The sequence below is a fragment of the Nocardioides sp. CPCC 206347 genome (assembly GCF_048654605.1).
Taxonomy (GTDB): domain Bacteria; phylum Actinomycetota; class Actinomycetes; order Propionibacteriales; family Nocardioidaceae; genus Nocardioides.
Genome location: NZ_JBMCYZ010000002.1, coordinates 807,980 through 833,504, shown reverse-complemented (window position 1 = coordinate 833,504; position 25,525 = coordinate 807,980). Strand labels below are relative to the sequence as shown.

Genomic DNA, 25,525 nt, shown 5'->3' with positions numbered 1-25,525 from the left:
TCATGACTTGTCCACGAAGCCGGCCTGCTGCGACCGCTCCAGATCGAGTACGGCGGCCGCCAGCTCCGCGGCGTGCGCGAGATCGACGTCCTGGTCGAGCAGCCCCTCTGCGGCTTCACGAGCGGCCACGATGGTGTCCTCGTCGCGGAGGACCCGGAGGTTCTCCAGGCTGGAGCGACGCCCGGCCTGCGAGGCGCCGAGCACGTCTCCCTCGCGGCGTTGTTCGAGGTCGAACCGGCTGAGCAGGAAGCCGTCGGTGGTGGACGCGACGACGTCGAGGCGTTCCCGCGCGGGGGTGCCGACCTCCGTGTGGCTGACCAGGAGGCAGAGGCCGGGGAAGCCGCCACGACCGACCCGGCCGCGCAACTGGTGCAGCTGGGAGACGCCGAACCGGTCGGCGTCGAGGATCACCATGGCGGTCGCGTTGGCGACGTCGACGCCGACCTCGATCACCGTGGTCGACACCAGCACGTCGAGGTCGCCGGCGGCGAAGGCGCGCATGGTGGCGTCCTTCTCGTCGCTGGCGAGGCGCCCGTGCAGGCGCCCGATCCGCAACCCCAACAGCGGGCCCCCGGCAAGCTGCGCCACGACGTCCTCGACCGCCGATGCAGCGGGCGGGGCCGTGACGACGACGGGCTCACCGTCCTCGTCGAACTGCACGTCGACGGCGTCGACCTGGCCGACTTCCGCCTCGTCGCCGGAGATCCGCGGGCACACGACGTAGACCTGGTGGCCCTTCTCGACCTCCTCACGCACCCGCGCCCAGACCCGGTCGATCCACGTCGGCTGCTGGACCAGGGGCACCACGTTGGTCTGGATCGGCGCGCGTCCGGCGGGCAGCTCGGTCAGCGTGGAGGACTCGAGGTCACCGAACACGGTCATCGCGACGGTGCGCGGGATCGGCGTCGCCGTCATCACCAGCAGGTGCGGCGGATTGATGGCCTTGTCGGTCAGCGCCGCGCGCTGCTCGACACCGAACCGGTGCTGCTCGTCGACCACGACGAGACCGAGGTCGGCGAAGAAGACGTTGTCCTGGAGCAGGGCGTGGGTACCGATGACGATGCCGGCCTCGCCGCTGGCGATCCGCGACAGCGGCGCGGTGCGCTGGGTCTTGTTCATCGAGCCGGTGAGCAGCTCGACGTGGGTCCCGGCGCCGGAGCCGAAGATGGTGCCGCCCATGGCGAGGTCGCCGAGCATCGTGACGATCGAGCGATAGTGCTGCTGCGCCAGCACCTCGGTCGGCGCGAGCAGCGCCGCCTGGCCACCGGAGTCGACCACCCGGAGCATCGCCCGCAGCGCCACGAGCGTCTTGCCGGAGCCGACCTCGCCCTGGAGCAGGCGGTTCATCGGGTGCGGCGCCGCGAGGTCGGACTCGATCTGCGCACCCACCTCGACCTGGCCAGCCGTGAGCGTGAAGGGAAGCTGCTCGTCGAAGGCCGCGAGGAGCGCGCCGTCGCCTCCGTCACGGGACGTCGCCCCCAGCGACCGCGTCGCCCGGCGCCGCCGGCCGAGCACCAGCTGGGTGACCAGCGCCTCCTCGAACCGGAAGCGGTGGTGCGCCTGCTCGACCTGCTCCTCGTCCTCGGGTTGGTGCACCCATTCGTAGGCGCGCTCGATGCCGACGACGTCGTACCGCTCACGGATGGGTGCGGGGATCACCTCGGCGGGGCTGTCGACCACGGACCGCGCGAACTTCACGGCGCGAGCGACGTCCCAGGACTCCAGGCCCTTGGTGAGGGGGTAGATCGGGTAGTAGTCGCCGATGTCGAGGACATCGTCGGAGAGCTCGCCCTCGTCGCCATCGCCCTGGCCGAAGATCGTCATCTGCGGGTTGACCAGCTGCCACTGGTCACGGAACTGGTCGGCCTTGCCCAGGAAGACACCCCGGTTGCCGACGGCCACACGCTTCGCGTGCCAGGCGGCGGTGCCGGCGTTGCGGGCGAAGAAGGTCATCTTCAGGCTGGGTCCGCCGGTGCGGAGCACGGCCTCGACGCGGGCAGCCGGACGGCCCGTGCGGCGGTCGTTGTAGCTGACCGTGCGGCAGTCGGTGATCTCGCCGACCACGCAGAGCATCTGGCCGACCCGGAGGTCGTCGATCTTCGTCAGCGACCCGGTCTCGAGGTAACGCCGCGGGAAGTGCCGCATCAGGTCACCGACCGTGTGCAGCCCCAGGCCGTCGCTGAACTTCTTGCGCTTGGCCGGCGTTGCGGCGCCGAGCACGGTCGTCAGGGACGAATCGAAGGTAATCGCCACCTGCGCCTCAGCTCATTCGACGGACATCAGGAGCGGGTATCGCTCCTGACCACCGTCGTACACCATGACGTCGACACCGGGGTGGACCTCCTCGACCCACGCGGCGGTGCGTTCGGCGAGACCGTCGCTGTCCTCACCGCTCACGATCGTCACCAGTTCGCCGCCGGCGGCAAGGAGCCGTTCAAGGACCTGGATCGCCACGGCGCCGAGCTCCTGGCCGACCACCGCGAAGTCACCAGCGACCACGCCGAGCGCGTCGCCCGGTTCACACGGACCGCCGGTGGTGATGGCCTGCTTCGCCGCGATCGTGACGGCGCCGTGGCGCACGTGGCGGGCGGTGGCCGTCATCTCGGTGACGTCCTGGTCGAAGGCCCGGCCGGGTTCGTGGACGGCGACGGCCGCGAGGCCCTGGACCTGGGCATGGGTGGGGATGACCGAGACCCGCAGACCCTGCGCCCGATGGTCGGCCTCGGCGGTGCTGGCGGCGGCGAGGGCGGCACGGACCGTCGGCTCGTCGTTCGGGAGTACGACGACCTCCCGGGCCCCGCTGCCCGTGATCGCGGCGAGCAGCTCACCGGTCGAGGGGCGACGTGTCGGGCTGCCGAGCACCACCACGGCGCCCGCTTCGGCGAACAGCTCGCCGAGGCCGGGACCGGCGGCGACGGCCACGATGCAGCGGCCGGCGAGCGGGATGCTGGGCTCCCCCGACTGGCCCGGCTGGGCGTTCTGGGCAGCGATCTGCTCGGCGAAGTGGGTCACCCGGATCCGGTACGGCCGGCCGATCTCGAGGGCGACCTCGATCGCAGCCCCGACGTCGTCGGTGTGGACGTGCACGTTCCACAGCCCGTCTCCGCCGACGACCACCACCGAGTCGCCGATCTCGCCGAGCCGACCGCGCAGGTCTCCGGCCGCCGGGTCGGGCGCGTCGAGGAGGTACATCACCTCGTACGACGGACCGTCCTCGCTGAGGTCGTGGTCCGCGGCGGGCCGCAACGGCACCGGGATCACGTGGCTGCCGAGGGGCGCGGTGACCGGAATCGGCCGGTGGCCCGTCAGCACGGTCACGGCGGCGTCGAGGATCACCGAGACACCGCGGCCACCGGCGTCGACGACACCCGCCGTGGCGAGCACCTCGAGCTGTTCGGGCGTGTGGCCGAGCGCCTCGCGCGCCGCCGCGGCGGCCGCCGTGAGCACGTCGCTGCTGCGTGTCGCCGGGTCGCTCGCGCACTGCACGGCCGCCTCGGAAGCGGCGCGGAGGACGGTGAGCATGGTGCCCTCGACCGGCTCCCCCACGGCGGCGTAGCTCGCCGTACAGGCCTGCTGCAGGGCCTCGGCGATCACCCGGGCGTTCGGCTCGTCGGGCTCGGCAGCGCCGATCCGGCGGGCGGCCGCGCCGAGCATCTCGCTCAGGATCACGCCGGAGTTGCCGCGTGCCCCCAGCAGGGCGCCACGGGCGAACGCCGCGAGCGGAGGGGGCGGGTCGTCGGACGTGTCGGCGATCGCCGCCTTGAGCGCGTCGCGTGAAGCCACGACCGTGAGGTACATGTTCGTGCCGGTGTCACCGTCCGGCACGGGGAAGACGTTGAGGGCGTCGATCTCCTCGCGAGCCTGGGCCAGGGCGTCGACCGCGATGTCGATGAAGCGCACCACGGTGTCGAGCGAGATGCTCTGTCCGGGCTTGCCGGCCGTCTCCTGCCCCGTCCCCTCGTCCATCGGGGGTCACACTAGTGGCTGGCGCGGACCACCTGACGATTTCTGCCCACGGCCTCCCGTCGGCTATTCTCTTCCGGTTGTCTGGAGTGCGTTGCGCGCCCGGTCGACACAAGACTTTTAGCCGCAATCCTCAGGAGTTCACCAATGGCCGCCGTGTGCGACATCTGCGACAAGAAGCCGTCCTTCGGCAACAACCGGCCGTGGTCGCGCAAGATCACCAAGCGCCGCTTCGACCCGAACATCCAGCGCGTCCGCGCGACGGTCAACGGCACCCCCAAGCGCCTCAACGTGTGCACCGGCTGCCTCAAGGCCGGCAAGGTCTCCCGCTGACCTGATCCACAGTTTTCGTCGAAGGCCGTCACCCACTGGGTGGCGGCCTTCGTCATTTCTTGTGGCGGCGCGGCTTCATCAAGGTGTGTGGGCGAGTTCGCACTTCCCCGTGGTTGCTCACAGTGGGAAGTGCCAGTCCACCCACATACCTTGATGAATCCGCGGCGAGACAGGTCAGAAGTGCGACCAGCCCGTCGGGCCGTCGTACGACGCCCCGTCGACGGTCACGGTGGGCTGGGCGCCGGCGGAGAGTGAGCACACCGACCCGATCCGGGTCCAGCCCTCCGGGAGGGCGGTACCGGCCGGGAAGGTCGCGAGCAGCGCGTGGTCGTCTCCCCCGCCCAGGATGAACTGGAGGGGGTCGGCGCCGAGCGCGGCGCCGACGGCGATGAGGGGTTCGGGGATCTCGAACGCGGAGGTCTCGATGTCGAGGCCGACACCGGACCGGGCCGCCAGATGGGCGGCCTCGGAGAGCAGGCCGTCGGAGATGTCGATCATCGAGGTGGCGCCGGCGTCAGCGGCCTGCGGCCCGGCGTCGTACGGCGGCGCGGGCCGCCGGTACGACTCGACGAGCACACGGGGTGAACGGAAGCCCCGGCCGAGCACGGCGAGGCCGCCTGCGGCCCAGCCCTGGCGCCCACAGATCGCGACCACGTCCCCGGGCAGCGCACCGGAGCGCAACACGGGCGAGATGGTGCAGGCACCGATGGCGGTGACGGAGATGACGACCTGGTCGGCTCGACTCACATCGCCGCCCACGAGGCCGGCGCCGACGAGGGCGCACTCCTCAGCGAAGCCGCGGGTGAACTCCAGGGCCCACGCGGCGGGCAGGTCGGCGGGGGCCGCGAGACCGACCGTCAGCCACTGGGCGCGGCCGCCCATGGCGTTGATGTCGGACAGGTTCTGCGCTGCGGCCCGGTGGCCGACGTCGGCGGCTTCGGCCCAGTCGCGGCGGAAGTGGCGGCCCTCGACCATCACATCCGTGGACACCACGACGTGGCCCTTGCGGACCCGCAGCACGGCCGCGTCGTCGCCCGGACCGACCAGCACGTCCTCGCCCGGGGCCGTGCTCGAGACGATGTCGGTGATCTTGTTGATCAGCCCGAATTCGCCGAGGTCGGAAAGCGTCGCGTCGCGGTCGGTCCCCGAAGTCATGGGTCCATCCCACCAGACCGATCGGCCCGAGTGCTCGCCGGTTCTGCTGCGGCGGCTGCGCGATGTAGGTTGAAGCGTTCTTCATCCAGTCGACGGGAGCTATGACCCATGGTGGTTCAGGCCTACATCCTCATCCAGACCGACGTCGGCAAGGCGGCGGATGTCGCCCGCGAGGTCGGCAACATCAAGGGCGTCACCCTCGCCGAGGACGTCACCGGTCCCTACGACGTGATCGTGCGCGCCGAGGCCCGCAACGTCGACGAGCTCGGCAAGCTGGTCGTCTCCAAGGTGCAGAACCTCGACGGGATCACCCGCACCCTGACCTGCCCCGTCGTCCACATCTGACGGCATGCGGTTCCGCCGACGCGGGCGAGCGGCCGTCCTGGTCGCCGCCAGCGTCGTCCTGGCGGCCTGCGGCGGGCCGGTCGACATCGACGTGCCCGACACCTCGAGGGCCGACCGCGAGGCGTGCGACGCGTTCGCAGCCGAGCTGCCCGATTCGCTGGCCGAGCAGGAACGCGTCGACATCAGGCCTGCCGATGCCCCCGCCGCCGCGTACGGCGATCCGGCCATCGTGGTGCGCTGCGGCGTGCCCACGCCCGAGGGCTTCGACCTGACCGCGTCGTGCGAGACCGCCGACGGCGTCGGCTACTACATCCCCGATGAGCAGTACGACGACCAGGGGCTCGACCTGACGCTCACGGCAGCCGGTTACGAGCCGCGCGTGGAGGTCAGCATCCCCGCGAAGTACCGGCCCAATGCCGCACCGGCCGCGATGTCCGTGCTCGCGCCGCTGATCAAGGAGCACCTCACCCTGGTCGACGACTGCGCCTGACACTTGCGCGAGACGCGTCTCCGGCGTTGATCCGGGGCAGCAAGCTGCCCGTCGACGCCTCCCGCCGCGCTGCCGCGCCGCTGTTGCCTCTCGCAGGCCAAGCCTTGACCTGGCGGCAAGCCGACAGTTGTCGAGCAGCTACCGCAGGCCGGTGGGGCGCTGGAGCGCCAGCGTCAGCAGCCGGTCCACGAGGGCGCCGTACTCCAGGCCGCTGGCGGCCCACATCTGCGGGAACATCGAGAGCGGCGTGAAGCCGGGCATCGTGTTGAGCTCGTTGATGACCAGCGAACCGTCGGGCATCAGGAAGAAGTCGACCCGGGCCAGGCCCTCGCAGCCTGCGGCGATGAAGGCCTCGGCGGCGAGCGTCCGCATCCGGTCCTCGACGCCCTCGGGCAGGATCGCCGGGACGTCGAGCTCGGTGGCCTCCTCGGGGAGGTACTTCGCCTCGAAGTCGTAGAACTCGTGGTCGCCGGTGATCCGGATCTCGGCGGGCAGGCTGGTGTCGACGCCGCCATCCACTGCGCCGAGGACACCGCACTCGACCTCGCGGGCGCCCTCCGCCGACACCTCGACGAGGATCTTGGGGTCGTGCGCGAGGGCGGTCTCGATCGCTGCGTCCAGGTCGCCGGACGAGTGCGCCTTCGCGATCCCGATGCTGGACCCGCCACGGGCGGGCTTCACGAAGAGCGGGTAGCCGAGGGCGGCGACGCGCTCCCGGACAGCAGCCGGGTCGGCCGCCCACTCACGAGCGGTGACGACGTGGCTCGGCATGACGGGCAGCCCGGACGCGACGAGGGCGATCTTCATGAACGCCTTGTCCATGCTGACGGCGGACGCGAGCACACCGGAGCCGACGTACCGGACGTCGGACATCTCGAACAGGCCCTGGATGGTGCCGTCCTCGCCCCACGGGCCGTGCAGCAACGGGAACACCACGTCGACGTCAGCGAACTCGCGGATGGCCGCCGGCCGGGTCGGATCGACCGCCGGCAGCTTCCCGTCGACGATCCGGAGCCGGGACGGGTCGTCCGCCTCCTGCACCCACTGGCCGTCCTGGGTGATCCCGATGGGGATGACGTCGTACTTCTCGCGATCGATCGCCTGCAGCACACTGCCGGCCGTGACGCACGAGATGGCGTGCTCGGTCGAGCGGCCGCCGAAGACGACAGCGACGCGGATACGGCGGCCGGTGGGAGCATTCATCGCGGCTGACCCTACCTTTGAGGCATGTCGTCTCCCACGTCACGGCTCCACCCGGCGACCATCGCGGTGACCGCGGGCCGTCCGCCGCACGACCCCGACCAGCCACTGAACGTCCCGATCACGATGACGTCGACGTACGTCGCCACGGGCGACCTGGAGTACGGCCGGTACGGCAACCCGACCTGGTCTGCGTTCGAGGACGCGCTCGGTGCGCTCGAGGGCGGCCGCGCGCTGGCCTTCTCCTCCGGCATGGCCGCGGCCACGACCCTGCTCGACCTGGTCGGCCAGGACGGTGGCGTGGTCGCACCGCGGCACTCCTACAGCGGGACGATCGCTGCACTGGCCGACTTCGAGTCACGCGGGCGGCTGCACGCCCACCTCGTCGACATCACCGACACCGCTGCCGTGATCGCAGCCATGGAGGCCGACGAGGACTGCGCCCTGCTGTGGCTCGAGTCCCCGACCAACCCCGCACTGGAGATCGCCGACATCCCCGCCCTGGTGGCGGCGGCACACGGGCTCGGCATCCAGGTCGTCGTCGACAACACCTTCGCCACTCCCCTGCTCCAGCAACCGCTCGCCCTGGGCGCCGACATCGTGCTGCACTCCGCGACGAAGTACATCGCCGGCCACAGCGACGTCCTGATGGGCGCGGTCGTCACGGCCAGCGACGACGTGTACGCCGCCCTGAAGGGCCGCCGTGACCTCATGGGGGCCGTTCCCGGGCCGTTCGAGGCCTGGTTGGCCCTGAGGGGCCTGCGCACGCTGCACGTGCGGCTGGAGCGCGCCCAGGCCAACGCGGTCGAGCTCGCGCGGCGTCTCGCCGGGCACCCGCTGGTCGAGGAGGTCCGTTACCCCGGCTTCGGAGCGATCATCGCCCCCGTCATCGCGGGCGGAGCGGACGCGGCCGACTTCCTGGTCCGCGCGACGTCCCTGTGGGTGCACGCGACCTCGCTCGGTGGCGTGGAGTCCACGTTCGAGCGGCGTCGGCGCTGGAAGCTCGAGGCGACGACGATCCCGGAAGGCCTGGTACGGCTCTCGGTCGGCATCGAGGACGTCGAGGACCTCTGGGACGACCTGGTGCAGGCGCTGGACCGCATCAACGCCTAGGACTGTCTTGCCGCTCGCTCGCGCCGTCAGCTCAGTTCTGACTTCGTGTCGCGGGCGATGAAGGCCTCCATCAGGCCGGACGTCGTGAGGTTGCCGGCCACCACGTCGTCGACGGCATCGACGATCGGGGCGTCGACACCCAGCTGGGCGGCCAGCGCCCGCAGCGACGAGCACGACTTCGCACCCTCGGCGACCTGCCGGGTCGACGCGTAGATGTCCTCGACCGTCATCCCCTGGCCCATCTTCTCGCCGAAGGTCCGGTTGCGCGACAGCGGCGACGAGCAGGTGGCGACGAGGTCGCCGAGGCCGGCCAGGCCCATCAGGGTCAGCGGGTTGGCGCCGAGGTTCATGGCGAGTCGGGCCGTCTCCGCGAGGCCGCGCGTGATCAGGGACGCCGTGGTGTTGTCCCCGAACCCGAGGCCCACGGCCATGCCGACGCACAGCGCCACGACGTTCTTGTAGGCGCCACCGAACTCACAGCCGAGGACGTCGACGCTCGTGTAGGGACGGAACGCCGGCGAGTGCATCCGCTTCTGCAGCAGGGTCGCGACGTTCTCGTCGGCGCACGCGACGACGGAGGCTGCGGGCTCACGACGGGCGATCTCGCGGGCGAGGTTGGGGCCGCTGACGACGGAGATCCGGTGGGCACCGATGTCACCGACCTCGGCGATCACCTCCGACATCCGCTTCAGCGTGCCGAGCTCGACGCCCTTCATCAGGGAGACGAACACGGCCTCGTGGTCGACGTACGGCAGGAAGGCGGGGAGGTTCTCCCGCAACGACTGCGACGGGACCGCGAGGACGACGATGTCGGCACCCGCAAGCGCTTCCTCGGGGTCATGGGTCGAGGTGATCGTGCGCGGGAGCTCGATGCCCGGGAGGTAGTCGACGTTCTCGTGTCCCTCGTTGATCGCGACGGACACCTCCTCGCGACGGGCCCAGATGCTGACGTCGTTGCCGGCATCGGCCAGCACGATCGAGAACGCCGTGCCCCACGAACCAGCACCCAGCACGGCAACCTTGTTGCCCGACAGATTCCCCACGAGTCCGTTCACTTGCCCTTCGCCTTTTTCTGCTTCTTGAACCGGTCGCCCTGCACCGCCATGTCGTAGCGCTCCGCGGGAGCAGTCTCACCACGGACCAGCTCGAGCTGGTGGGTGATGGCGGCCATGATCCGGTCGGTCGCCTCGTTGACGATCGCCGGGGTCCGCTGCTGGGTACGCAGGTCCTCGAGGTCAACGGGTTCCCCGACCCGCATGACCACCTTGTGGCGCGGGAACAGATGAGGGTTCTTCGTGTACGGCGCAAGCATGTCCTGGGCGCCCCACTGCCCGACCGGGATGACCGGGCAGCCCGTCTCGAGCGCGATCCGGGCGGCACCCGACTTCGCCTTCATCGGCCACATCCCGGGGTCGCGGGTGATCGTGGCCTCGGGGTAGATCACCACGCACTGGCCGGCCCGGATGGCATCGACCGCCGCGGCGTAGGCACCGACGGCGTCCCTGGTCTCGCGCTTGACCGGGATCTGACCGGCGCTGCGCAGGAAGTAGCCGAGCGCCTTGTTGTCGAACAGCCCCGACTTCGCGAGGTAGCGCGGCTTGCGTCCGTGGTCATAGACCAGGTGCGCAGCGGTCAGCGGGTCGAGGTGGGAGATGTGGTTGAGGGCGACGATGAAGCCGCCCGTCTCGGGCAGGTTGTCCCCGCCGATCCACTCCCTGCGTGTGGTGCTGAGCAGGAACGACTTGATCACCGGCACCGCGATGTTGAACGCCCAGCCCCGCTTCTCCTGCAGTCTTCGCACCGTCACGAGACGCAGGCTACCGGTCAGTGACCCCGACCACTTCAGGGCGCGACACGCGTCGCTTCCCGTGCCTGCGAAGATGATCGTCGTGGTCTCGCGTCCGGGTGGTTTCGTCATCGTGCTGCCGGTCAAGTCCCCGGGCACCGCGAAGTCGAGGATGGCCACGCTGAGCGATGCGGACCGTGGCCTGCTGGCCGGCGCCTTCGCCACCGACGCCGTCGATGCCTGCTTGCGGACACCCGGTGTCGCTGGGGTCCTGGTCGTCAGCGACGACGCCGACTTCGCGGCCACCCTGGCCGAACGGGGCGCCGTGACCTGCGCCGATCCCGGCGGCGGACTCAACGCCGCCCTGCGCCACGCAGCGGCCGTGGTGCACGACGAGAGGCCGGACCTGCGCCCGGTCGCCCTGTGCGCCGACCTGCCCGCCCTGGCACCGATCGATCTCGCCGCAGCCCTGGAGTTCGCAGCGACGACCACGGCCTGCTTCGTGCGCGATGCCGACGGCACGGGCACCACCTTCTACTCCGCCGGGTACGACGACTTCGACCCGCGCTTCGGTCCGGACTCGGCGCAACGCCATGCCGTCGATGCCCAGGAGGTTCCGGGCGAGGTGGCCACCCTGCGACGTGACGTCGACGACCTCGGCGACCTGCGCGACGCCGTGTCGCTCGGCGTCGGCGTGGCGACGGCGCAGGCGCTCGCCGTCGTACAACTGGCCCAGGACTGACGAAAAGGCAATCGGGCCGCCCTCCCGAAGGAGGACGACCCGATCAAGGAACTGCGCGAGGTCAGGCCTTCTTGGCAGCGGCCTTCTTCGCGGGAGCCTTCTTGGCCGGAGCCTTCTTGGCAGCCGGCGCCTTCTTGGCCGGAGCCGCCTTCTTGGCCGGAGCGGCCTTCTTGGCGGGAGCAGCAGCCTTCTTGACCGCGGAGGTCGCGGCCTTCTTGGCGGGAGCTGCGGCCTTCTTCGCCGGAGCAGCAGCCTTCTTGACCGCGGAGGTCGCGGCCTTCTTGGCGGGAGCAGCGGCCTTCTTCGCCGGAGCAGCAGCCTTCTTGGCGGGAGCAGCAGCCTTCTTGACCGCGGAGGTCGCGGCCTTCTTGGCCGGAGCAGCAGCCTTCTTCGCCGGAGCAGCCTGCTTGGTCGCGGCAGCCTTCGTCGCGACCGCGGCCTTCTTCGGAAGCGGCGCGAGCTTCTTCGCACCGGAGACGACGTTCTTCAGGTCAGCGCCAGCGCTGAACTTCGGAACGGCCTTCTTCTTGGTCTTGACCCGCTCGCCGGTCTGCGGGTTGCGCACCCAACGGGCGTTGCGCACGGCCTTCTCGAAGGAGCCGAAGCCGGTGATGGCGACCTTCTCACCCTTGGCTACCTGGCGGGTGATCGTGTCGAGAACCGCGTCAAGCGCGTGGGACGCGTCCTTGCGGCTGCCCTCGAATCGGTCGGCCAGCGCGTCGATCAACTGAGACTTGTTCACTACTTGTCCTTCCGAAACGCGCCTCATCGGGCGTCCCTTGGGCTGTTGCGGCCGAGCCCTCGCCCGGCCGTCCTTTCAGGGCACGCTAGGCACTAGTGGCCACACTCACAATCACCACGCCGTGTTTAGCGCTGTTTTTTCCCGGAAAGCACGGTATTTCGGCCGAATTGGCCATTCAGGAGGCCGAACCGGGCCACATCCGGTCCAGTGCGAAACGCCCGCCGATGGAGAAGTCGAACTGCACGAGACGCAGATCTGTCAGTAGTTGCGCGGCTTCGGGGTCCAGTTCGGACTCCTTGACCAGCTCCCCGTTGGTGTCGAGGAGACGACCCTGCTGGATCGCGGGCACGTGCTGGTGGACCTGGTCGAGCAGGGTGAGGTACGGCGGCATCGGCGCGTTCGCGACGTCGTACAGCAGGGGCAGGAAGAAGGACGGGCTCGTCATCGGAACGGGACGCGCCACGTTGTGTCCGGGCTCGCTGCTCCAGATCAGGAAAGGCGTTCGATAGAGCGACAGGCCGGCGTTGTCGTTCTTGACCTTTGAACCGTAGATGCCCGGCAGATGGTCGCCGTAGAAGAGCACGATCGTCTTCTCGGGACCATCCGTCAGCTTCTCGAGGAAGGCCGCGAGTGCTTCATCGGTGTGTTCGAGGCCGCGGGCGTACTGGCCGATCTTCTTGCCGTTGTCGCCGGCGCCCGTCACCTTGATCGGGTCGTCGTAATTGTGATCGACGGGAATGTGGTTCTGCATCGTCACGAGATTCACCAGCAACGGCTTGTCGTGTTCGTCGATCTGGGTGAGCACCTCGTCGAAGGCCGACTTGTCCGAGATGTAGGGGTTGTCGTCGATCGTGTCGGTCTCGCCGATGGTCGTGTCGTGGATGAAGGACTGGAAGCCGAAGCGTTCGTAGACCTGCTCGCGCTTGTACATCCCGACCCGGTAGGGATGGACGGCGATCGCCTCGTGCCCCTGGCTCTTGAACCAGCCGACGGCCGACGGGTAGTCCGTCTGGTCCGGCACGAGCATCTGATACGGCGACAGCATCTGCGGACGGAACAGCCCGAGGGACTGCCCGGTCAGAGTCTCGAACTCCATGTTGGCCGTGCCGCCGCCGTACATCTGGGCGAGCATGTGGCCGGACGTCGTGTCCTGCATCAGCGCCCGGGTCCGCGGAATCGGGTCCCGCTCCAGGTCGAAGCCCTTGAGCTCCGTGGGGTCGGTGAAGGATTCGCTGAGCACCAGGACCACGTTGACGTCGTCGAGACTGCCCGTCCGTTCGGCGTTCAGGTCCTCGGCGAGCGCGGAGTAGCGATCGGCGATCCGCGCCATCTCCGCCTCGTCGTACCCCTTCGGCCTGGCCATGGCACTGACCGGCATGTTGAACAGGAACCCGCCAACGAAGCCGTTCGAGCGGTAGTTGGTCTTCTGGCTCCAGTAGCGCCAGTCGTTGCCGCGCAGCTCGTAGAGACCGCGCCACACGTTGCCGGGCTGGTTGAACTGGGTGGTCTGCATCAGCAGCAGCGCGGCCATGACGCCGACGCCCAGCCGCAGGCCGACGACGAGGAGGGCGTGCTCGCGAGGCAGGGAACGGAGGCGGGGGCGGGGATAGCGCACACTCATCCGGCGCCCGATCCGCACTGCTGCGACGACGACACCGACGATGAGGGCGAGGGCGACGACCAGGAAGACCGGCGAGACCATGGAGGTCAGGAAGCCGGGCTCGCGGATGAAGTCGAGGTCGCTCGGGTAGACCGGCTCCTCGCGAAGCTGGATCTTGACGAGGTTGCCGATGCCGACGGTCAGGGCCAGCGCCATGACCAGGCCGATCGACCACCACAACCGCCCGAGCACGGCCCACAGGAAGCCGATCAGGATCCAGATCACCAGGGTGTCGAGGTAGAACGCGCCACCGTCGAAGAACTGGTCCTTGAACCAGCGCGGGTAGAACAGGCCCAGGGTCGAGGCCTCCAGCACGACGGCCGTGGCCAACGCCGCCTGCAGGCTGCCGATCAGGCCGCGGCGCAGCACCGTCCGGAGCGGCGCCGGTTCGATCGCGACAGGAGCGTCAGCGGGCGCGGGTTCCTCGATCGCTCGATCGGGCTGAACGACAGAGGGCACGGAGTGAACTTTACGCGTTCACTCCATGCCCTCTTGTATTGCTGATGAGACCGCTGCGCGGGTCAGGCGTGCTGCGTGACCGGCTTCCAGGCAGGGCGTCCGGCTTCGTACGCCGCGATGTCGTCCTTGTTGCCCAGGGTGATGCCGATGTCGTCGAGCCCGTTGAGCAGGCGCCAGCGCGTGTAGTCGTCGATGTCGAAGGAGTCCTCGACCTCTCCACCGGGCGTGCTGACGGTCTTGTTCTCGAGGTCCACGGTGATCTGCGCACCCGGGTTCTCGTCGAGGTGGTCCCAGAGGCGCTGGATGACCTTCTCGTCGACCTGCGCGGCCACGAGGCCGGCCTTGCCGGAGTTGCCGCGGAAGATGTCGGCGAAGCGGGCCGACAGGACGACCTTGAAGCCGTAGTTCTGCAGCGCCCACACGGCGTGCTCACGCGACGAGCCGGTGCCGAAGTCCGGGCCGGCGACGAGCACCGAACCGCTGGCGTAGGTCTCGTTGTTGAGCACGAAGTCCGGGTCGTTGCGCCAGGCAGCGAAGAGCCCGTCCTCGAAGCCGGTGCGCGTGACGCGCTTGAGGTAGACCGCGGGGATGATCTGGTCGGTGTCGACGTTGCTGCGCTTGAGCGGCACGCCGATGCCGGTGTGGCTGGTGAACTTCTCCATGACTCAGACCTCCACGCTGACCAGGTCAGCAGGTGACGACAGGGTGCCGCGCACAGCAGTGGCGGCAGCGACGGGGATGGACACCAGGTGGGTACGGCCACCCTTGCCCTGACGGCCTTCGAAGTTGCGGTTGGACGTCGAGGCACTGCGCTCGCCCGGCGTGAGCTGGTCGGGGTTCATGCCCAGGCACATCGAGCACCCCGCACCGCGCCATTCGGCCCCTGCGGCGATGAAGATCTCGTGGAGACCCTCGGCCTCGGCCTGCATCCGCACCCGGACCGAGCCCGGGACGACCAGCAGTCGGGTGTTCGGGTCGACCTTGTGGCCCTTGAGGATGTCGGCGGCGAGCCGCAGGTCCTCGATCCGGCCGTTGGTGCAGGACCCGACGAACACGGTGTCGACCTTGACCTCGCGCATCGGCGTACCGGCGGTCAGGCCCATGTAGGTCAAGGCGTTCTCGGCGGCGACGCGGTCCTGCTCGTCCTCGAAGTCGGACGGGGTCGGTACGACGCCACCCAGCGCCACGCCCTGGCCCGGGTTGGTGCCCCAGGTCACGAACGGCGTCATGGTCGAGGCGTCGAGGACGATCTCCTTGTCGAACACGGCGTCCTCGTCGGTGACGAGCGTCTTCCAGTGCGCGACGGCAGCATCCCAGTCGGCACCCTTGGGCGCCTCGGGCTTGCCCTCGATGTAGTCGAAGGTGGTCTGGTCGGGTGCGATCAGGCCGGCCTTCGCGCCCCACTCGATGCTCATGTTGCAGACGGTCATCCGGCCCTCCATGGAGAGCTCCTCGATGGCCTGGCCGCGGTACTCGACGATGTAGCCCTGGCCGCCACCGGTGCCGGTGTGCGTGATCAGGGTGAGCACCATGTCCTTGGCGGTGACGCCGGCGGGCAGGCTGCCGTTGATCGTCACGGCCATCGTCTTGGGCTTGGCCTGCATCAGCGTCTGGGTCGCGAGGACGTGCTCGACCTCGGACGTGCCGATACCGAACGCGATCGCGCCGAACGCCCCGTGGGTGCTGGTGTGCGAGTCGCCACAGACGATGGTCATGCCGGGCTGGGTCAGGCCGAGCTGCGGGCCGACCACGTGCACGATCCCCTGCTCGATGTCACCGAGCGGGTGCAGCCGGACACCGAACTCCGCGGCGTTCTTGCGCAGCGTGTCGACCTGGGTCTTGCTGACCGGGTCGGCGATCGGCTTGTCCCAGTCGAGCGTCGGGACGTTGTGGTCCTCGGTCGCGAGCGTCAGGTCAGGGCGACGGACCGAACGGCCCGCGAGCCGCAGGCCGTCGAAGGCCTGTGGGCTGGTGACCTCGTGGATGAGGTGGAGGTCGATGTAGAGGAGGTCGGGCTCTCCTGCCGTCGATCGGACGACATGCTCATCCCAGACCTTTTCACTGAGCGTCTTTGCCATGACCCCACTGTACAACTTGCATCCCATCATCCGAGACGGCAGTATTGCCATATGGACAACTCGAGCGGCGTCGGCGTACTCGACAAGGCGGCCCTGGTGCTCACGGCACTGGAGTCCGGCCCGGCGACCCTGGCCGGCCTGGTGGCCGGCACCGGCCTGGCCCGGCCGACGGCCCACCGCCTGGCGGTGGCCCTCGAGCACCACCGACTGGTGGCCCGCGACATGCAGGGCCGCTTCGTGCTCGGACCGCGCCTGGCCGAGCTGTCCGCAGCCGCCGGCGAGGACCGCCTGCTCGCGACCGCCGGTCCCGTGCTGGCGCGACTGCGCGACATCACCGGCGAGTCCGCCCAGCTCTGGCGTCGCCAGGGCGACCACCGCGTCTGCGTCGCGGCCGCCGAGCGGCCCTCCGGGCTGCGCGACACGATCCCGGTCGGCTCGCAGCTGACCATGCGCGCCGGTTCCGCCGCCCAGGTGCTGCTCGCCTGGGACGACCCGGAGCGCATCCACCGCGGCCTGCAGAACGCCGCCTACTCGGCTGCCGAGCTCTCGGCCATCCGTCGTCGCGGCTGGGCCCAGTCGGTGGGCGAGCGCGAACAGGGCGTGGCCTCGGTCTCCGCGCCGGTCCGCTCCCCCGGCGGCAAGGTCATCGCCGCCGTGTCGGTGTCCGGTCCCCTCGAGCGCCTCTCACGCCAGCCCGGCCGGATGCACGCACCGGCCGTCCTCGCGGCCGCCGAACGGCTGTCCGAGTCGCTGCGCCGCGCTGCTGCCGAATAGCGTCAGAAGAGGGCATCCTGCTCGAGCTCGAGCAGTGCCTGCTTGCGTTCGATGCCGCCGGCGTACCCGGTCAGCGTGCCGTCGGCGCCGATGACGCGATGGCAGGGAATGACGATCGGGATCGGGTTCGACCCGTTGGCGGTGCCGACAGCGCGTGAAGCGGCATTGCTCTTGCCCAGCCGGGCCGCGATCTCGCCGTACGACGCCGTCTCGCCGTAGGCGATCTTCTCGAGCTGCTCCCACACCGAACGCTGCCAGGTGGTCCCGGACGGGGCGAGCGGCAGGTCGAACTCGGTGCGGTCACCGGCGAAGTACTCGGCCAGCTGGCTGACGGCCCTCTGCAGCACGGGCGCCTGATCGGCCTGCGGGCCTCGCGGCCGGCCGTCGTTGTCTCGGAACGGCGAGAACTCGATCGCGGTGATGGCGCCCGCCTGCTCCACGATGCGCAGCGGCCCGATGGGCGATTCAACGACAGTCCACATGGTTTTCCTCATTCTTCCCGTCGGGATGTCACTACTGGTCGGCAGGGACGTCCGCGAGGGACGTCCAGAGATGGAGAAGCGCGTACGAGCGCCAGGGCGCCCAACGATCGGGATCGACCGGCGCACGGCCGGCCAGGGCGTTGCGCACGCCGACGTCGGTCGGCAGCCACACGTCGGGGTGGCCGAGCGCGCGCAGCGCGATGTAGTCGGCCGTCCACGGTCCGATGCCGGGGAGTGCGACCAGGTTGCGGCGTACGTCGTTGCGGTCCGGCCCACGGTCGAGGGCGAGGTCGCCGTTGGCCAGCGCGGCCGTCATCCCCACCAGCGCGCGGGCGCGGGCGCGAGGCATCCGGAACTCCTCCGGGTCGATCGCCGCGACGGTCGCGGCATCCGGGAAGAGGTGGGTGAGGCCATCGACCTGCGTGGTGACCGGTCGCCCGTGGGCCGCCACGAGCCGGGCCGCTGCAGTACGCGCAGCGACCACCGTGACCTGCTGGCCTAGGACGGCACGGACGGCGAGCTCCACGCCGTCGACGTGACCGGGCACCCGCAAGCCGGGACGCCGGACGACGAGGGGCGCCAGCACGGGATCCGACCCGAGATGGGCGTCGATGGCGACGGGGTCGGCGTCCGCGTCGAGGAGCGCCCGCATCCGCGCGACGGCCGCTGCGGTGTCGCGCAGGTCGTCGAGCCGCAGCACCATCGGGACGTACGACGACCCGACTCCGTCGACGTCGGCGAGCTCGACGCGCGCGGTGCCCGGACCGTGCGGCAGGTCGAGGGTGCGGGCGTACCAGCCGGAGCCGTCGGGGCGGACCTCCGCGACCTCGATGCCGGGCACTGCCCGGTCGGCGAGGAAGCGCAACAACGTCCGGCCGGAGAACGGGGTGCGGACCGCGATCCGGAGCTCGATCGCTCCGGTGGTGTCGCCCCGGCCCCCGCGGCGGCCACGCAGCTCGCTCGGGGTCGCGGCGTAGACCTCCTGCATCGTCTCGTTGAACTGCCGCACGCTGGAGAAGCCGGCCGCGAAGGCGACGTCGGTCAGGCTCAGCGCCGTGCTCTCGACGAGTGCACGTGCGGTCTGCGCCCGCTGCGTGCGGGCCAGCGCGAGCGGCCCGGCGCCGAGCTCGGTGGTGAGCAGGCGCGACAGGTGGCGGGAGGTGTAGCCCAGCCGCGCAGCGAGTCCGCTGACCCCTTCCCGGTCGACGACGCCGTCGGCGATCAGGCGCATCGCGCGGCCGGCCACGGTGGCTGCGAGGTCCCAGTCCGGGCTGCCGGGCGTCGCGTCCGGGAGGCACCGCTTGCACGCGCGGTAGCCGGCGGTCTGCGCGGCCGCGGCGGTGCGGTGGAACGAGACGTTGCGGGATGCCGGCGTGCGCGCCGGGCACGAGGGGCGGCAGTAGATGCCGGTCGTCCGGACGGCGGTGTAGAACACGCCGTCGAATCGCCGATCCCGCGACTGGACGACGACATAGCACCGCTCGAAGTCGAGTCGCTCCGTCCCTGTCGTGATCTCCATGCCCCCATCCTGCCTGCCGCCACCGACAACGACTCGCGGAAATCGGACACGGCGGTGGACCGGGTGCTCCCGGCGCGGCGCAGCGCAATCCCTCCCCATCGAGCCGACGGTCTGCCACCCTGTCGCCATGGCTGAATCCCCGCTCAACCCGCTGGACCTGCTGATCAAGTCGAACCAGCTGGCCATCAAGCTCGCGTCCGACACCCTGCGCACGGTCCGCGACACCGCGATCACCGGCGTGACGCAGCCCGACGAGCTCGCCCGCCAGGTCGGCGACCTCGCCGGCGTCGTCGCGGGCATGGCCACCGCGGTGACCGGCCTGGCCGGATCCACGGCCCAGCCGCTCCAGGACTTCATCGTCCGCCAGCGCGAGCTGGCCGACACCGTCGCCACCCTCGCGGAGGCGCAGGAGGACCTCGCGGGCGTCGTCCGGGCACTGGCGGAGCGCCACGCCGAGGCCGTCAGCGCACTCGAGAAGGTGACCGCCCCGGTGTTCGCCCTCGTCGGCACCGATCCCACGCCCCCGAAGACCCGCGCATCCCGGGCGAAGCCGAGTGCGGCCACCGCACCGCGCGAGCCCTCAGCGAAGAAGGCCGAGCAGAAGAAGGCGGCACGCAAGCCGGCCGCTCCGAAGGCCTAGGCCGATCGCGACCGGCGGACGGTCCGGAGCAGCACCAGCCACAGGATGACGCCGGCCGCCGCCAGGGCCAGGACCGCGTGGTCCCACTCCGCGACACCGTGGGACCACAACGGGTCGCGGGCAGCGTCCGGGGCGCCCTGCAAGGTGCGCTGCTGGTCGGTGCTCGAGGCCATCGCCGCATAGGCCCAGCGACTGGGAGCCAGCCACGACAGCTGCTCGAGCACGGGCCGGCCGGCGAACTGGACCAGCGCGCTGGCCAGCACGATCTGGCTCATCACCAGGCCGACCAGGGCCGGTGCCGTCTGCTCGACGGTGCGCACCGCAGCCGAGACGCAGAGTCCGGCGAGCGCCATCACCGCGGCGAGCAGCCCGATCGGTAGCGCGATCTCCCACCAGCCCCAGCCACGGACTCCCCCGCCGTGGTCCTGTTCGGGAAGGCCGAGCAGCGACAGCCACGTGACCAGGACGCCCTGCCCGAAGCAGGCGAGGCCGAGTACGACGGCCTTGCTGGCGACGTACGCACCGGGCGAGAGGCCGACGGCGTACTCACGCCGGAAGATCGCGCGCTCGCCCACGAGCTCACGCACCGTCATCGCCGCGCCCATCAGGGACGCCGCGATCACGAGCAGCGTCAGGCGCTGGGTGAGCTCGGTGCCGTCCGGTGCACCGCCGGGCACTCGCTCGGCGACGTGCAGGGACAGGCCGGCCGCGCCCTGGACGAGTCGACTGAGACCCGCCAGGACGAGCGGCATCAGCACGAGCATGCCGAGGTGCAGGCGATCGGCCCGCAACAGCGCCACGTTGCGGCGGATCAGGGTGGCGACCTGCGCCGACCGCGACACCGGGCGGACGGGGGCGGCGCCCACGATCGGGGTGCGCACCTTCGCCTCGGTGTGCCGCAGCTGCGACGTGGAGGAGTCCAGGAGGTCGAACAGGGCCGGGTGGTCCGGGACCCCGAAGTGGTCGAGCAGGCCGTCTGGCGGACCGACGTGGACCACGCGTCCACCTCGAGCGAGCACCACGACGTTGTCGCAGGTCTCCAGCCCGAGCACCGAATGGGTGGAGACGACCACCACGCGCTCCGCCTCCGCGAGCCCGCGCAGCTCCTGCATCACCGAGCGGTCCATGCCCGGGTCGAGTCCGGAGGTCGGCTCATCGAGGAACAGCAACGGCGGCGCGGTCAGCAGCTCGGTGGCGATCGAGACCCGCTTGCGTTGTCCGCCCGACAACTGGCTGCCGATCCGGTGGCCGCGCAGCCGGTCGAGCCCGACCTGGCTGATCACCTCCTCGACGCGGCGGTCCCGTTCGCCCTCGGTGGTACCTGAAGGGAGCCGGAGCCGCGCGGAGAACTCCAGGGACTGGCGGACCTCCAGCTGCGGGTGCTGGATCTCCTCCTGGGGCACCAGCCCGATCTGGGAGCGCACCGCGTCGTAGTCGCGATGGACGTCGACACCACGCCACCGGACCGAGCCGCCCGACGGCTGCTGCTGTCCGGTCAGCACCCGCAGCAGCGTGGACTTCCCTGCACCCGAGGGACCGATCAGCGCCGTGAGCGTGCCCGGGCCGAGGACGAGGTCGACGTCGTCGAGCAGGACCCGTCCCGCCGCGGTCCTGACCACCAGGTGCTCGGCGACCAGTGCACGGCGTCCCTGGACAGGGGCGGGCGCGGGGACCGGTGCGGGCGCGGGCTCGACCGGCCGGTCGACCGCCAGCTCCACGCCCGGGCCGTCCGTCGCACCGATGTGCACGGTCACCGGGCGGTCGGGGAACAGCGGCAGCTGCTGGACACGGCACCCGTCGAGGAACATCCCGCCCCGGACGCCACCGTCGACGAGCGACCAGAAGGCGCCGCGGCGCACGAAGACCAGCTTGCCGAGCGTGGCCCGCGCGTCGTCGTACACATGGACGGCGGAGCCGACGCGCACCCGCAGCACGGAGCCCTCGGCGACGCTGGCGTCGTCGAGCACCTCCGGGTCGGGAGCCACCGCGGTCATCGCTCCCCACGCTAGCGACGGAAGGCGTCCACCGGCTCGATGCGCGCCGCGCGGGCAGCGGGAAGAAGACCGGCGAGAACTCCGATGAGTACGCCCGCTGGCGCGGATCCGAGCAGCAGCCAGGGCTCCATCGTCGGCGTCCACTGCTGCAGGTAGGACACGCACAGCACGACCAGCTGGCCCAGCACCCCACCGACCAGCCCGCCGAGGAGACCCAGCAGGCCCGCCTCGAGCAGGAACTGCGTGAGGATGTGGCGCGGGAGGGCCCCCAGGGAGCGCCGGAGGCCGATCTCCGACACCCGTTCCATGACCGAGATCAGGGTCACGTTCCCGATGCCGATGGCACCGACCAGCAGGCAAACGGCGGCGAGCGCCAGGAACAGCTTCTCCAGGTCACGTGACACCGCGACATCGAGGGCCTTGGCCCGCGGTGTGTACTTCGCCTGCAGCGAGGACGGATGCGCGGGGGCGACGGCGAGGGGCGCCTGCCGGGCGATGGCTTCGACGGCTCCGAGATCCGTCGTGATGATCATCTGCTCGCTTCCGTCAACGACGTGACGCCGCGCGTAGTCCAGCGGAATGGTGACCGACGTGGCGGTCACTTCGTCGTACTCGGCGGTCCTGACGATCCCGACGACGAGGAAGGCATCACCGTTGACGAACAGGTACGGCAGTTCCTGGAGGTCGTGGATCCCGAAGTACGTGGCCACTCGCTCCCCGATGACCGCGACCCTGGACTCGGCGAGGGAGGAGTCAATGACACGGCCCTGGAGGAGCTCCGGCCGCACGGCCCCCCAGTAGCCGGGACTCACGCCGAAGACAGGGAAGCCTGCGGCGTCCGACGAGGTGTCCGGACCGTTGGAACGACGAGGCGTGAATCCCGTGTCCAGGGTGATGCCCGCCGCCTTCGCGCCCACCAGGTCGGTGACGGCCGTCTCGGCCCGGTCCGGAAACGTGGCCCGGGCGACGGTGTCGGCGTACTCGAGCCCCACCCGCGTCGCGTCGCGGGACGAGAAGGTGTCCGACACCTGGGCATTGGTGGTCGACGCGAGCCCCAGGACGGCAACGAAGGCACCGATCCCCAGGATCGTGCCGAGGGCCGTGAGCACCGACCGAACGGGCCGCCGCGTGACCCCGTCGACAGCTTCACCGATGAGCCCGCCGCGGCGGACGGCCGATCGCATCTCGCGCTTCATCGCGCGTGGACATCCGAGGGCGAGATCTCGCTCAGCACGCCGTCGCGCAGGAACATGCGACGGTCTCCCACGGCAGCAATGTCCCTGTCGTGGGTGATGAGGACGATCGTGGATCCGGCCGCGTTCAGCTCGCTGAACATCTCCATCACCACGTCGCTGTTCTGCGTGTCCAGGTTGCCCGTCGGCTCGTCGCACAGAAGGACACTGGGCGTGCCGACGATCGCCCGTGCGATCGCCACTCGCTGGCGTTCACCACCGGACATCCTGGACGGCAGCTGCATCGCACGGTCCGCGAGTCCGACCCGTTCCAGGGCGGACATGGATTCCTCGCGCGCCTTGCGTGCTGGTGTCGCGCGGTAGAGCAGCCCCATCATCACGTTCTCGACCGCACTCCGGTCGGCGAGCAGCTGGAAGGACTGGAAGACGAACCCGATCTCGGTGCCCCGGAGCCAGGTGCGCTCTCGTTCACCCAGGGTGGAGGTCTCCACGCCACCGAGCTCGTAGGTACCGCTCGTCGGTCGATCCAGGAGCCCGAGAAGGTTGAGCAACGTCGACTTTCCCGATCCTGACCGGCCCTGCACGGTGAGGAACTCCCCGGGCTGGACATCAAGGTCGACAGCTCGCAACGCGTCGAGGGGCGGCGGGCCGACGAACTGCTTCGTGAGCTGGCGAAGAACGATGACCGGAGCCGAGGGGCTCACCGCTTCGCCCCGATGACCACGTCGTCGCCGACGACCAGCTTGTCCCCGTCGAGGGGGCTGACCACCGCGAGCCCGTCCTCCGCGTCCTCGACGCGGACCCGCACCACCTGCTCGCGACCAGCAACCGTCCGACGCACATAGGTCCCGTACTTCGCGGACGTCAACAGGGCCGACGCAGGCACCAGCAGCCCTTCCGGCCGATCGGAGGAAACGCCGAGCTCCACCTCGGCCTTGGTGCCGACCGATCGCGCCGAGATCGGCTGGTCCGTCACGACGGTCACCGGCGCGTGCACGCCCAACTCGTCGGACTCGGTGACCGCACCGACCCGTTCGACCCTGCCGGCGAGCTCGTTGCCCGTGCTCAGGACGCGGACGCCCACCTCGGTGCCCGGCGTGAGCGTCGCAGCAACGTCCGCAGACACGGCGACCTGGACGACGGGCTTGCCTGCCGCCAGGGCTCCCCCCTTGTCGGCCACGTTGTCGCCAACCCTGCCGGGAAGGTCGATGACGTGGGCCGGCAGCTGCGGCACGAACACGAGCTCCGCGGCCGACGCACCCGCGCCTCCGGTGGCCGGGGCAGCGCCGTCGAGCACCGGGGCGTCGTACCCGGCATCCGAGTACAGGTCGGCGACCGCGGCCTGCGTCGATGGCCCGAACTCGCCACTCCTGTCGGCGACGGCGCGTCCTGACTTCCGCAGCGAGGCCTGCAAGGCAGCCACGTCCCTGCCCGTGTCCCCCGGGCGCAGGTCCCGCAGCATCGGGATGCGGCCCGGAAGGACGATCACGGGTCGGTAGGCCACCTCGAGGAGAACCTCACCCGCGGTGATGGTGTCCCCGATGCGCTTGACCGCCCGTGTCACCACCGGCGGCAGGCCGTCCGATGGAGTGGGAACGGAGACCGGGATCCTTCGTCTCCAGTCGACGAGTCCCGTGACGACCTGCGGCTGGGCAGCGGTTCCACGGACGACAGCAGCAGTGAGCACGCTGTCCGGCGGGGGCGCGGTGTCGGCCAGGACGTCGGCCGGGGAACGCAGCTGGCCACCGACCACGAACCCGAGCCCGCCGACCACCACGGCGACGGCCACGACGACGGCGAGCGCGGTCCGCCGACTCCCCGCGCGGTTCACAGCTTGCCCAGTTCCCGCTCGACGGCCTCGAGCCGCTGCTGCTGGCCAGCGAGCTGCGCCTCGAGCAGTTCAGGCTCGCGGACGATGGCCTGCTCCTCGTAGTCGGCCAGGGCCGCGTAGAAGTAGTTCGCCCATCCGCTCTCCTGGGTGCACTCCACGTCGTCCACGGCCGTCCGCGTCTGCGCGGCCGACACCTCCTCGAAGTTGTACTGGCGGATGGGATCGACCACCGTCTTGTACTGGTGACCCCGAACCTCCATGCAGGCAGTCCACGCCTCCATGCGTTCGGCCACGTCCGGATGCACCACGGCGAGATCGATGACGTCGCCCGACAAGCCGAGGGTGTCGGGCAGCGGAGCGTCCAGCTGCTTGTCCACGACCTCGAAGCAGCCTTGTTCGAAGGGTTCGACCCCGGGGGAAAGCGTCGGCAGCTCGACGCCCTCCGGCAGCGGGGCCTCGTCCTCCACCGCACCGTGGAGGGCGCTCTGGAACTGAGGATCGCTCCGCAGGGTCGGGTCCATCTGGGGGTCGAGGGTGATGTTGTCCAGCGTCCTCGTGTAGATGCCGGCGCCCAGCTTGAAGGGATCCTCGGGACCGGCCTGGTAGCCGAGACGCGATGCGTGGTCCCTGGTCATCGTTCCGACCGGGCCTCCCCAGGGCACGATTCCCGGTGGACGCAGGTAGTCACCGAACATCCGGACGTCGAAGCCGCGATCGTGGAGGCAGTCCTCGATCAGGCGTGCATGACCGGCTTGGATGCGGACCCTGTCCGCCGACGAGAGTTCGTACCGGTCGAACGGGAGCTGGACGTCAGCGGTGACCACCGCGACATCGCCCAGGTCCGGCGTTCGGAACGGTGGCTTGCCACCGCCGTCGGAGCCCCCGCAACCGGACACCAGCATCGCCGCAACGGCGCAGCACCCCGCGATCGTGCTTGAGCGCATGCACATCCTTCAATGAAATCGTGTGGACACTGACACGGTGCTGCGGCGTGGTTCCGTCGGAACCCGCCGCAGCACCGTGGAG

The 25,525-nt window shown here is 70.3% G+C and carries 24 protein-coding genes; 7 read left to right on the top strand and 17 right to left on the bottom strand.

Features of this window, described 5'->3' with window-relative positions; genetic code table 11:
• Together ACOACQ_RS10400 and ACOACQ_RS10395 are read right to left on the bottom strand one after the other, a co-directional pair.
• Positions 1 to 2,253, bottom strand: a complete 2,253-nt coding sequence (locus ACOACQ_RS10400; protein WP_420288237.1) for an ATP-dependent DNA helicase RecG — start codon at positions 2,251 to 2,253, stop codon at positions 1 to 3.
• 12 nt (positions 2,254 to 2,265) lie between these two features.
• A complete protein-coding gene (locus tag ACOACQ_RS10395; protein ID WP_378596586.1) occupies positions 2,266 to 3,966 on the bottom strand; it encodes a DAK2 domain-containing protein in 1,701 nt (566 codons plus the stop codon).
• Positions 3,967 to 4,110: 144 nt separating this feature from the next.
• On the opposite strand from ACOACQ_RS10395, the gene rpmB reads away from it, so the two are divergent.
• Positions 4,111 to 4,296 carry a 50S ribosomal protein L28 gene (gene rpmB, locus ACOACQ_RS10390; RefSeq protein ID WP_378596587.1) on the top strand — a complete coding sequence of 62 codons (186 nt, stop codon included), beginning with the start codon at positions 4,111 to 4,113 and terminating at the stop codon, positions 4,294 to 4,296.
• Positions 4,297 to 4,470: 174 nt separating this feature from the next.
• Here rpmB and ACOACQ_RS10385 read toward each other — a convergent pair whose 3' ends face one another.
• Positions 4,471 to 5,451, bottom strand: a complete 981-nt coding sequence (locus ACOACQ_RS10385; protein ID WP_378596588.1) for a thiamine-phosphate kinase — start codon at positions 5,449 to 5,451, stop codon at positions 4,471 to 4,473.
• Between the two features lie 111 nt (positions 5,452 to 5,562).
• On the opposite strand from ACOACQ_RS10385, the gene ACOACQ_RS10380 reads away from it, so the two are divergent.
• Both ACOACQ_RS10380 and ACOACQ_RS10375 read left to right on the top strand, forming a co-directional pair.
• Positions 5,563 to 5,796: an Lrp/AsnC family transcriptional regulator gene (locus ACOACQ_RS10380; RefSeq protein ID WP_200954689.1), complete on the top strand. Its 234-nt coding sequence runs from the start codon at positions 5,563 to 5,565 to the stop codon at positions 5,794 to 5,796.
• Between the two features lie 4 nt (positions 5,797 to 5,800).
• Positions 5,801 to 6,286, top strand: a complete 486-nt coding sequence (locus ACOACQ_RS10375) for a DUF3515 domain-containing protein (RefSeq protein WP_378596589.1) — start codon at positions 5,801 to 5,803, stop codon at positions 6,284 to 6,286.
• Between the two features lie 138 nt (positions 6,287 to 6,424).
• On the opposite strand, the gene ACOACQ_RS10370 is transcribed toward ACOACQ_RS10375, so the two are convergent.
• A complete protein-coding gene (locus tag ACOACQ_RS10370; protein ID WP_378596590.1) occupies positions 6,425 to 7,489 on the bottom strand; it encodes a D-alanine--D-alanine ligase family protein in 1,065 nt (354 codons plus the stop codon).
• A gap of 24 nt (positions 7,490 to 7,513) precedes the next feature.
• Between ACOACQ_RS10370 and ACOACQ_RS10365 the strand changes: the two genes are divergently transcribed.
• Complete coding sequence (locus tag ACOACQ_RS10365) at positions 7,514 to 8,599, top strand: trans-sulfuration enzyme family protein (protein ID WP_378596591.1); 1,086 nt, start codon at positions 7,514 to 7,516, stop codon at positions 8,597 to 8,599.
• Between the two features lie 26 nt (positions 8,600 to 8,625).
• On the opposite strand, the gene ACOACQ_RS10360 is transcribed toward ACOACQ_RS10365, so the two are convergent.
• Positions 8,626 to 9,654, bottom strand: coding sequence for an NAD(P)H-dependent glycerol-3-phosphate dehydrogenase (locus ACOACQ_RS10360; RefSeq protein ID WP_378596592.1), 1,029 nt, complete (start codon positions 9,652 to 9,654; stop codon positions 8,626 to 8,628).
• The gene (locus ACOACQ_RS10355; RefSeq protein ID WP_420288236.1) at positions 9,651 to 10,406 is read right to left on the bottom strand and encodes a lysophospholipid acyltransferase family protein; all 756 of its coding nucleotides are present in this window, start codon (positions 10,404 to 10,406) and stop codon (positions 9,651 to 9,653) included. Before ACOACQ_RS10355 ends, ACOACQ_RS10360 begins: the two co-directional genes overlap by 4 nt.
• 61 nt (positions 10,407 to 10,467) lie before the next feature.
• On the opposite strand from ACOACQ_RS10355, the gene cofC reads away from it, so the two are divergent.
• On the top strand, positions 10,468 to 11,127 hold the full coding sequence (gene cofC, locus ACOACQ_RS10350; RefSeq protein WP_420288235.1) for a 2-phospho-L-lactate guanylyltransferase: 660 nt from the start codon (positions 10,468 to 10,470) through the stop codon (positions 11,125 to 11,127).
• A 61-nt stretch (positions 11,128 to 11,188) separates the two neighbouring features.
• Here cofC and ACOACQ_RS10345 read toward each other — a convergent pair whose 3' ends face one another.
• The 4 genes from ACOACQ_RS10345 to leuC all read right to left on the bottom strand — a co-directional run bounded on the left by ACOACQ_RS10345 (position 11,189) and on the right by leuC (position 16,066).
• Positions 11,189 to 11,869, bottom strand: coding sequence for an HU family DNA-binding protein (locus tag ACOACQ_RS10345; RefSeq protein WP_420288234.1), 681 nt, complete (start codon positions 11,867 to 11,869; stop codon positions 11,189 to 11,191).
• A gap of 175 nt (positions 11,870 to 12,044) precedes the next feature.
• On the bottom strand, positions 12,045 to 13,988 hold the full coding sequence (locus tag ACOACQ_RS10340) for an LTA synthase family protein (protein WP_420288233.1): 1,944 nt from the start codon (positions 13,986 to 13,988) through the stop codon (positions 12,045 to 12,047).
• Between the two features lie 62 nt (positions 13,989 to 14,050).
• Positions 14,051 to 14,650, bottom strand: coding sequence for a 3-isopropylmalate dehydratase small subunit (gene leuD, locus ACOACQ_RS10335; protein ID WP_378596598.1), 600 nt, complete (start codon positions 14,648 to 14,650; stop codon positions 14,051 to 14,053).
• 3 nt (positions 14,651 to 14,653) lie between these two features.
• Positions 14,654 to 16,066, bottom strand: coding sequence for a 3-isopropylmalate dehydratase large subunit (leuC, locus tag ACOACQ_RS10330; protein ID WP_378596599.1), 1,413 nt, complete (start codon positions 16,064 to 16,066; stop codon positions 14,654 to 14,656).
• 51 nt (positions 16,067 to 16,117) lie between these two features.
• Between leuC and ACOACQ_RS10325 the strand changes: the two genes are divergently transcribed.
• On the top strand, positions 16,118 to 16,840 hold the full coding sequence (locus ACOACQ_RS10325) for an IclR family transcriptional regulator (protein ID WP_056714163.1): 723 nt from the start codon (positions 16,118 to 16,120) through the stop codon (positions 16,838 to 16,840).
• A gap of 2 nt (positions 16,841 to 16,842) precedes the next feature.
• On the opposite strand, the gene ACOACQ_RS10320 is transcribed toward ACOACQ_RS10325, so the two are convergent.
• Both ACOACQ_RS10320 and ACOACQ_RS10315 read right to left on the bottom strand, forming a co-directional pair.
• A complete protein-coding gene (locus ACOACQ_RS10320; RefSeq protein ID WP_378596600.1) occupies positions 16,843 to 17,322 on the bottom strand; it encodes a methylated-DNA--[protein]-cysteine S-methyltransferase in 480 nt (159 codons plus the stop codon).
• Between the two features lie 31 nt (positions 17,323 to 17,353).
• Positions 17,354 to 18,841 (bottom strand): DNA-3-methyladenine glycosylase 2 family protein, encoded by a 1,488-nt coding sequence (locus ACOACQ_RS10315; RefSeq protein WP_420288232.1) that lies wholly within the window; start codon positions 18,839 to 18,841, stop codon positions 17,354 to 17,356.
• A gap of 127 nt (positions 18,842 to 18,968) precedes the next feature.
• On the opposite strand from ACOACQ_RS10315, the gene ACOACQ_RS10310 reads away from it, so the two are divergent.
• Positions 18,969 to 19,481, top strand: a complete 513-nt coding sequence (locus ACOACQ_RS10310) for a hypothetical protein (RefSeq protein WP_420288231.1) — start codon at positions 18,969 to 18,971, stop codon at positions 19,479 to 19,481.
• Here the strand turns inward: ACOACQ_RS10310 and ACOACQ_RS10305 are convergent.
• The 5 genes from ACOACQ_RS10305 to ACOACQ_RS10285 are packed head-to-tail and all read right to left on the bottom strand — an operon-like array spanning position 19,478 to position 25,443.
• Positions 19,478 to 21,475 (bottom strand): ATP-binding cassette domain-containing protein, encoded by a 1,998-nt coding sequence (locus tag ACOACQ_RS10305; RefSeq protein ID WP_420288230.1) that lies wholly within the window; start codon positions 21,473 to 21,475, stop codon positions 19,478 to 19,480. The genes ACOACQ_RS10310 and ACOACQ_RS10305 overlap by 4 nt on opposite strands.
• Positions 21,476 to 21,486: 11 nt before the next feature.
• A complete protein-coding gene (locus tag ACOACQ_RS10300; protein ID WP_378596605.1) occupies positions 21,487 to 22,671 on the bottom strand; it encodes an ABC transporter permease in 1,185 nt (394 codons plus the stop codon).
• Positions 22,668 to 23,372 carry an ABC transporter ATP-binding protein gene (locus ACOACQ_RS10295; protein ID WP_378596606.1) on the bottom strand — a complete coding sequence of 235 codons (705 nt, stop codon included), beginning with the start codon at positions 23,370 to 23,372 and terminating at the stop codon, positions 22,668 to 22,670. Before ACOACQ_RS10295 ends, ACOACQ_RS10300 begins: the two co-directional genes overlap by 4 nt.
• On the bottom strand, positions 23,369 to 24,499 hold the full coding sequence (locus tag ACOACQ_RS10290) for a hypothetical protein (protein ID WP_420288229.1): 1,131 nt from the start codon (positions 24,497 to 24,499) through the stop codon (positions 23,369 to 23,371). Before ACOACQ_RS10290 ends, ACOACQ_RS10295 begins: the two co-directional genes overlap by 4 nt.
• Entirely contained in the window at positions 24,496 to 25,443 is a 948-nt protein-coding gene (locus ACOACQ_RS10285; RefSeq protein ID WP_420288228.1) for a hypothetical protein, read from the bottom strand. Before ACOACQ_RS10285 ends, ACOACQ_RS10290 begins: the two co-directional genes overlap by 4 nt.
• Positions 25,444 to 25,525 lie beyond the last annotated feature (82 nt).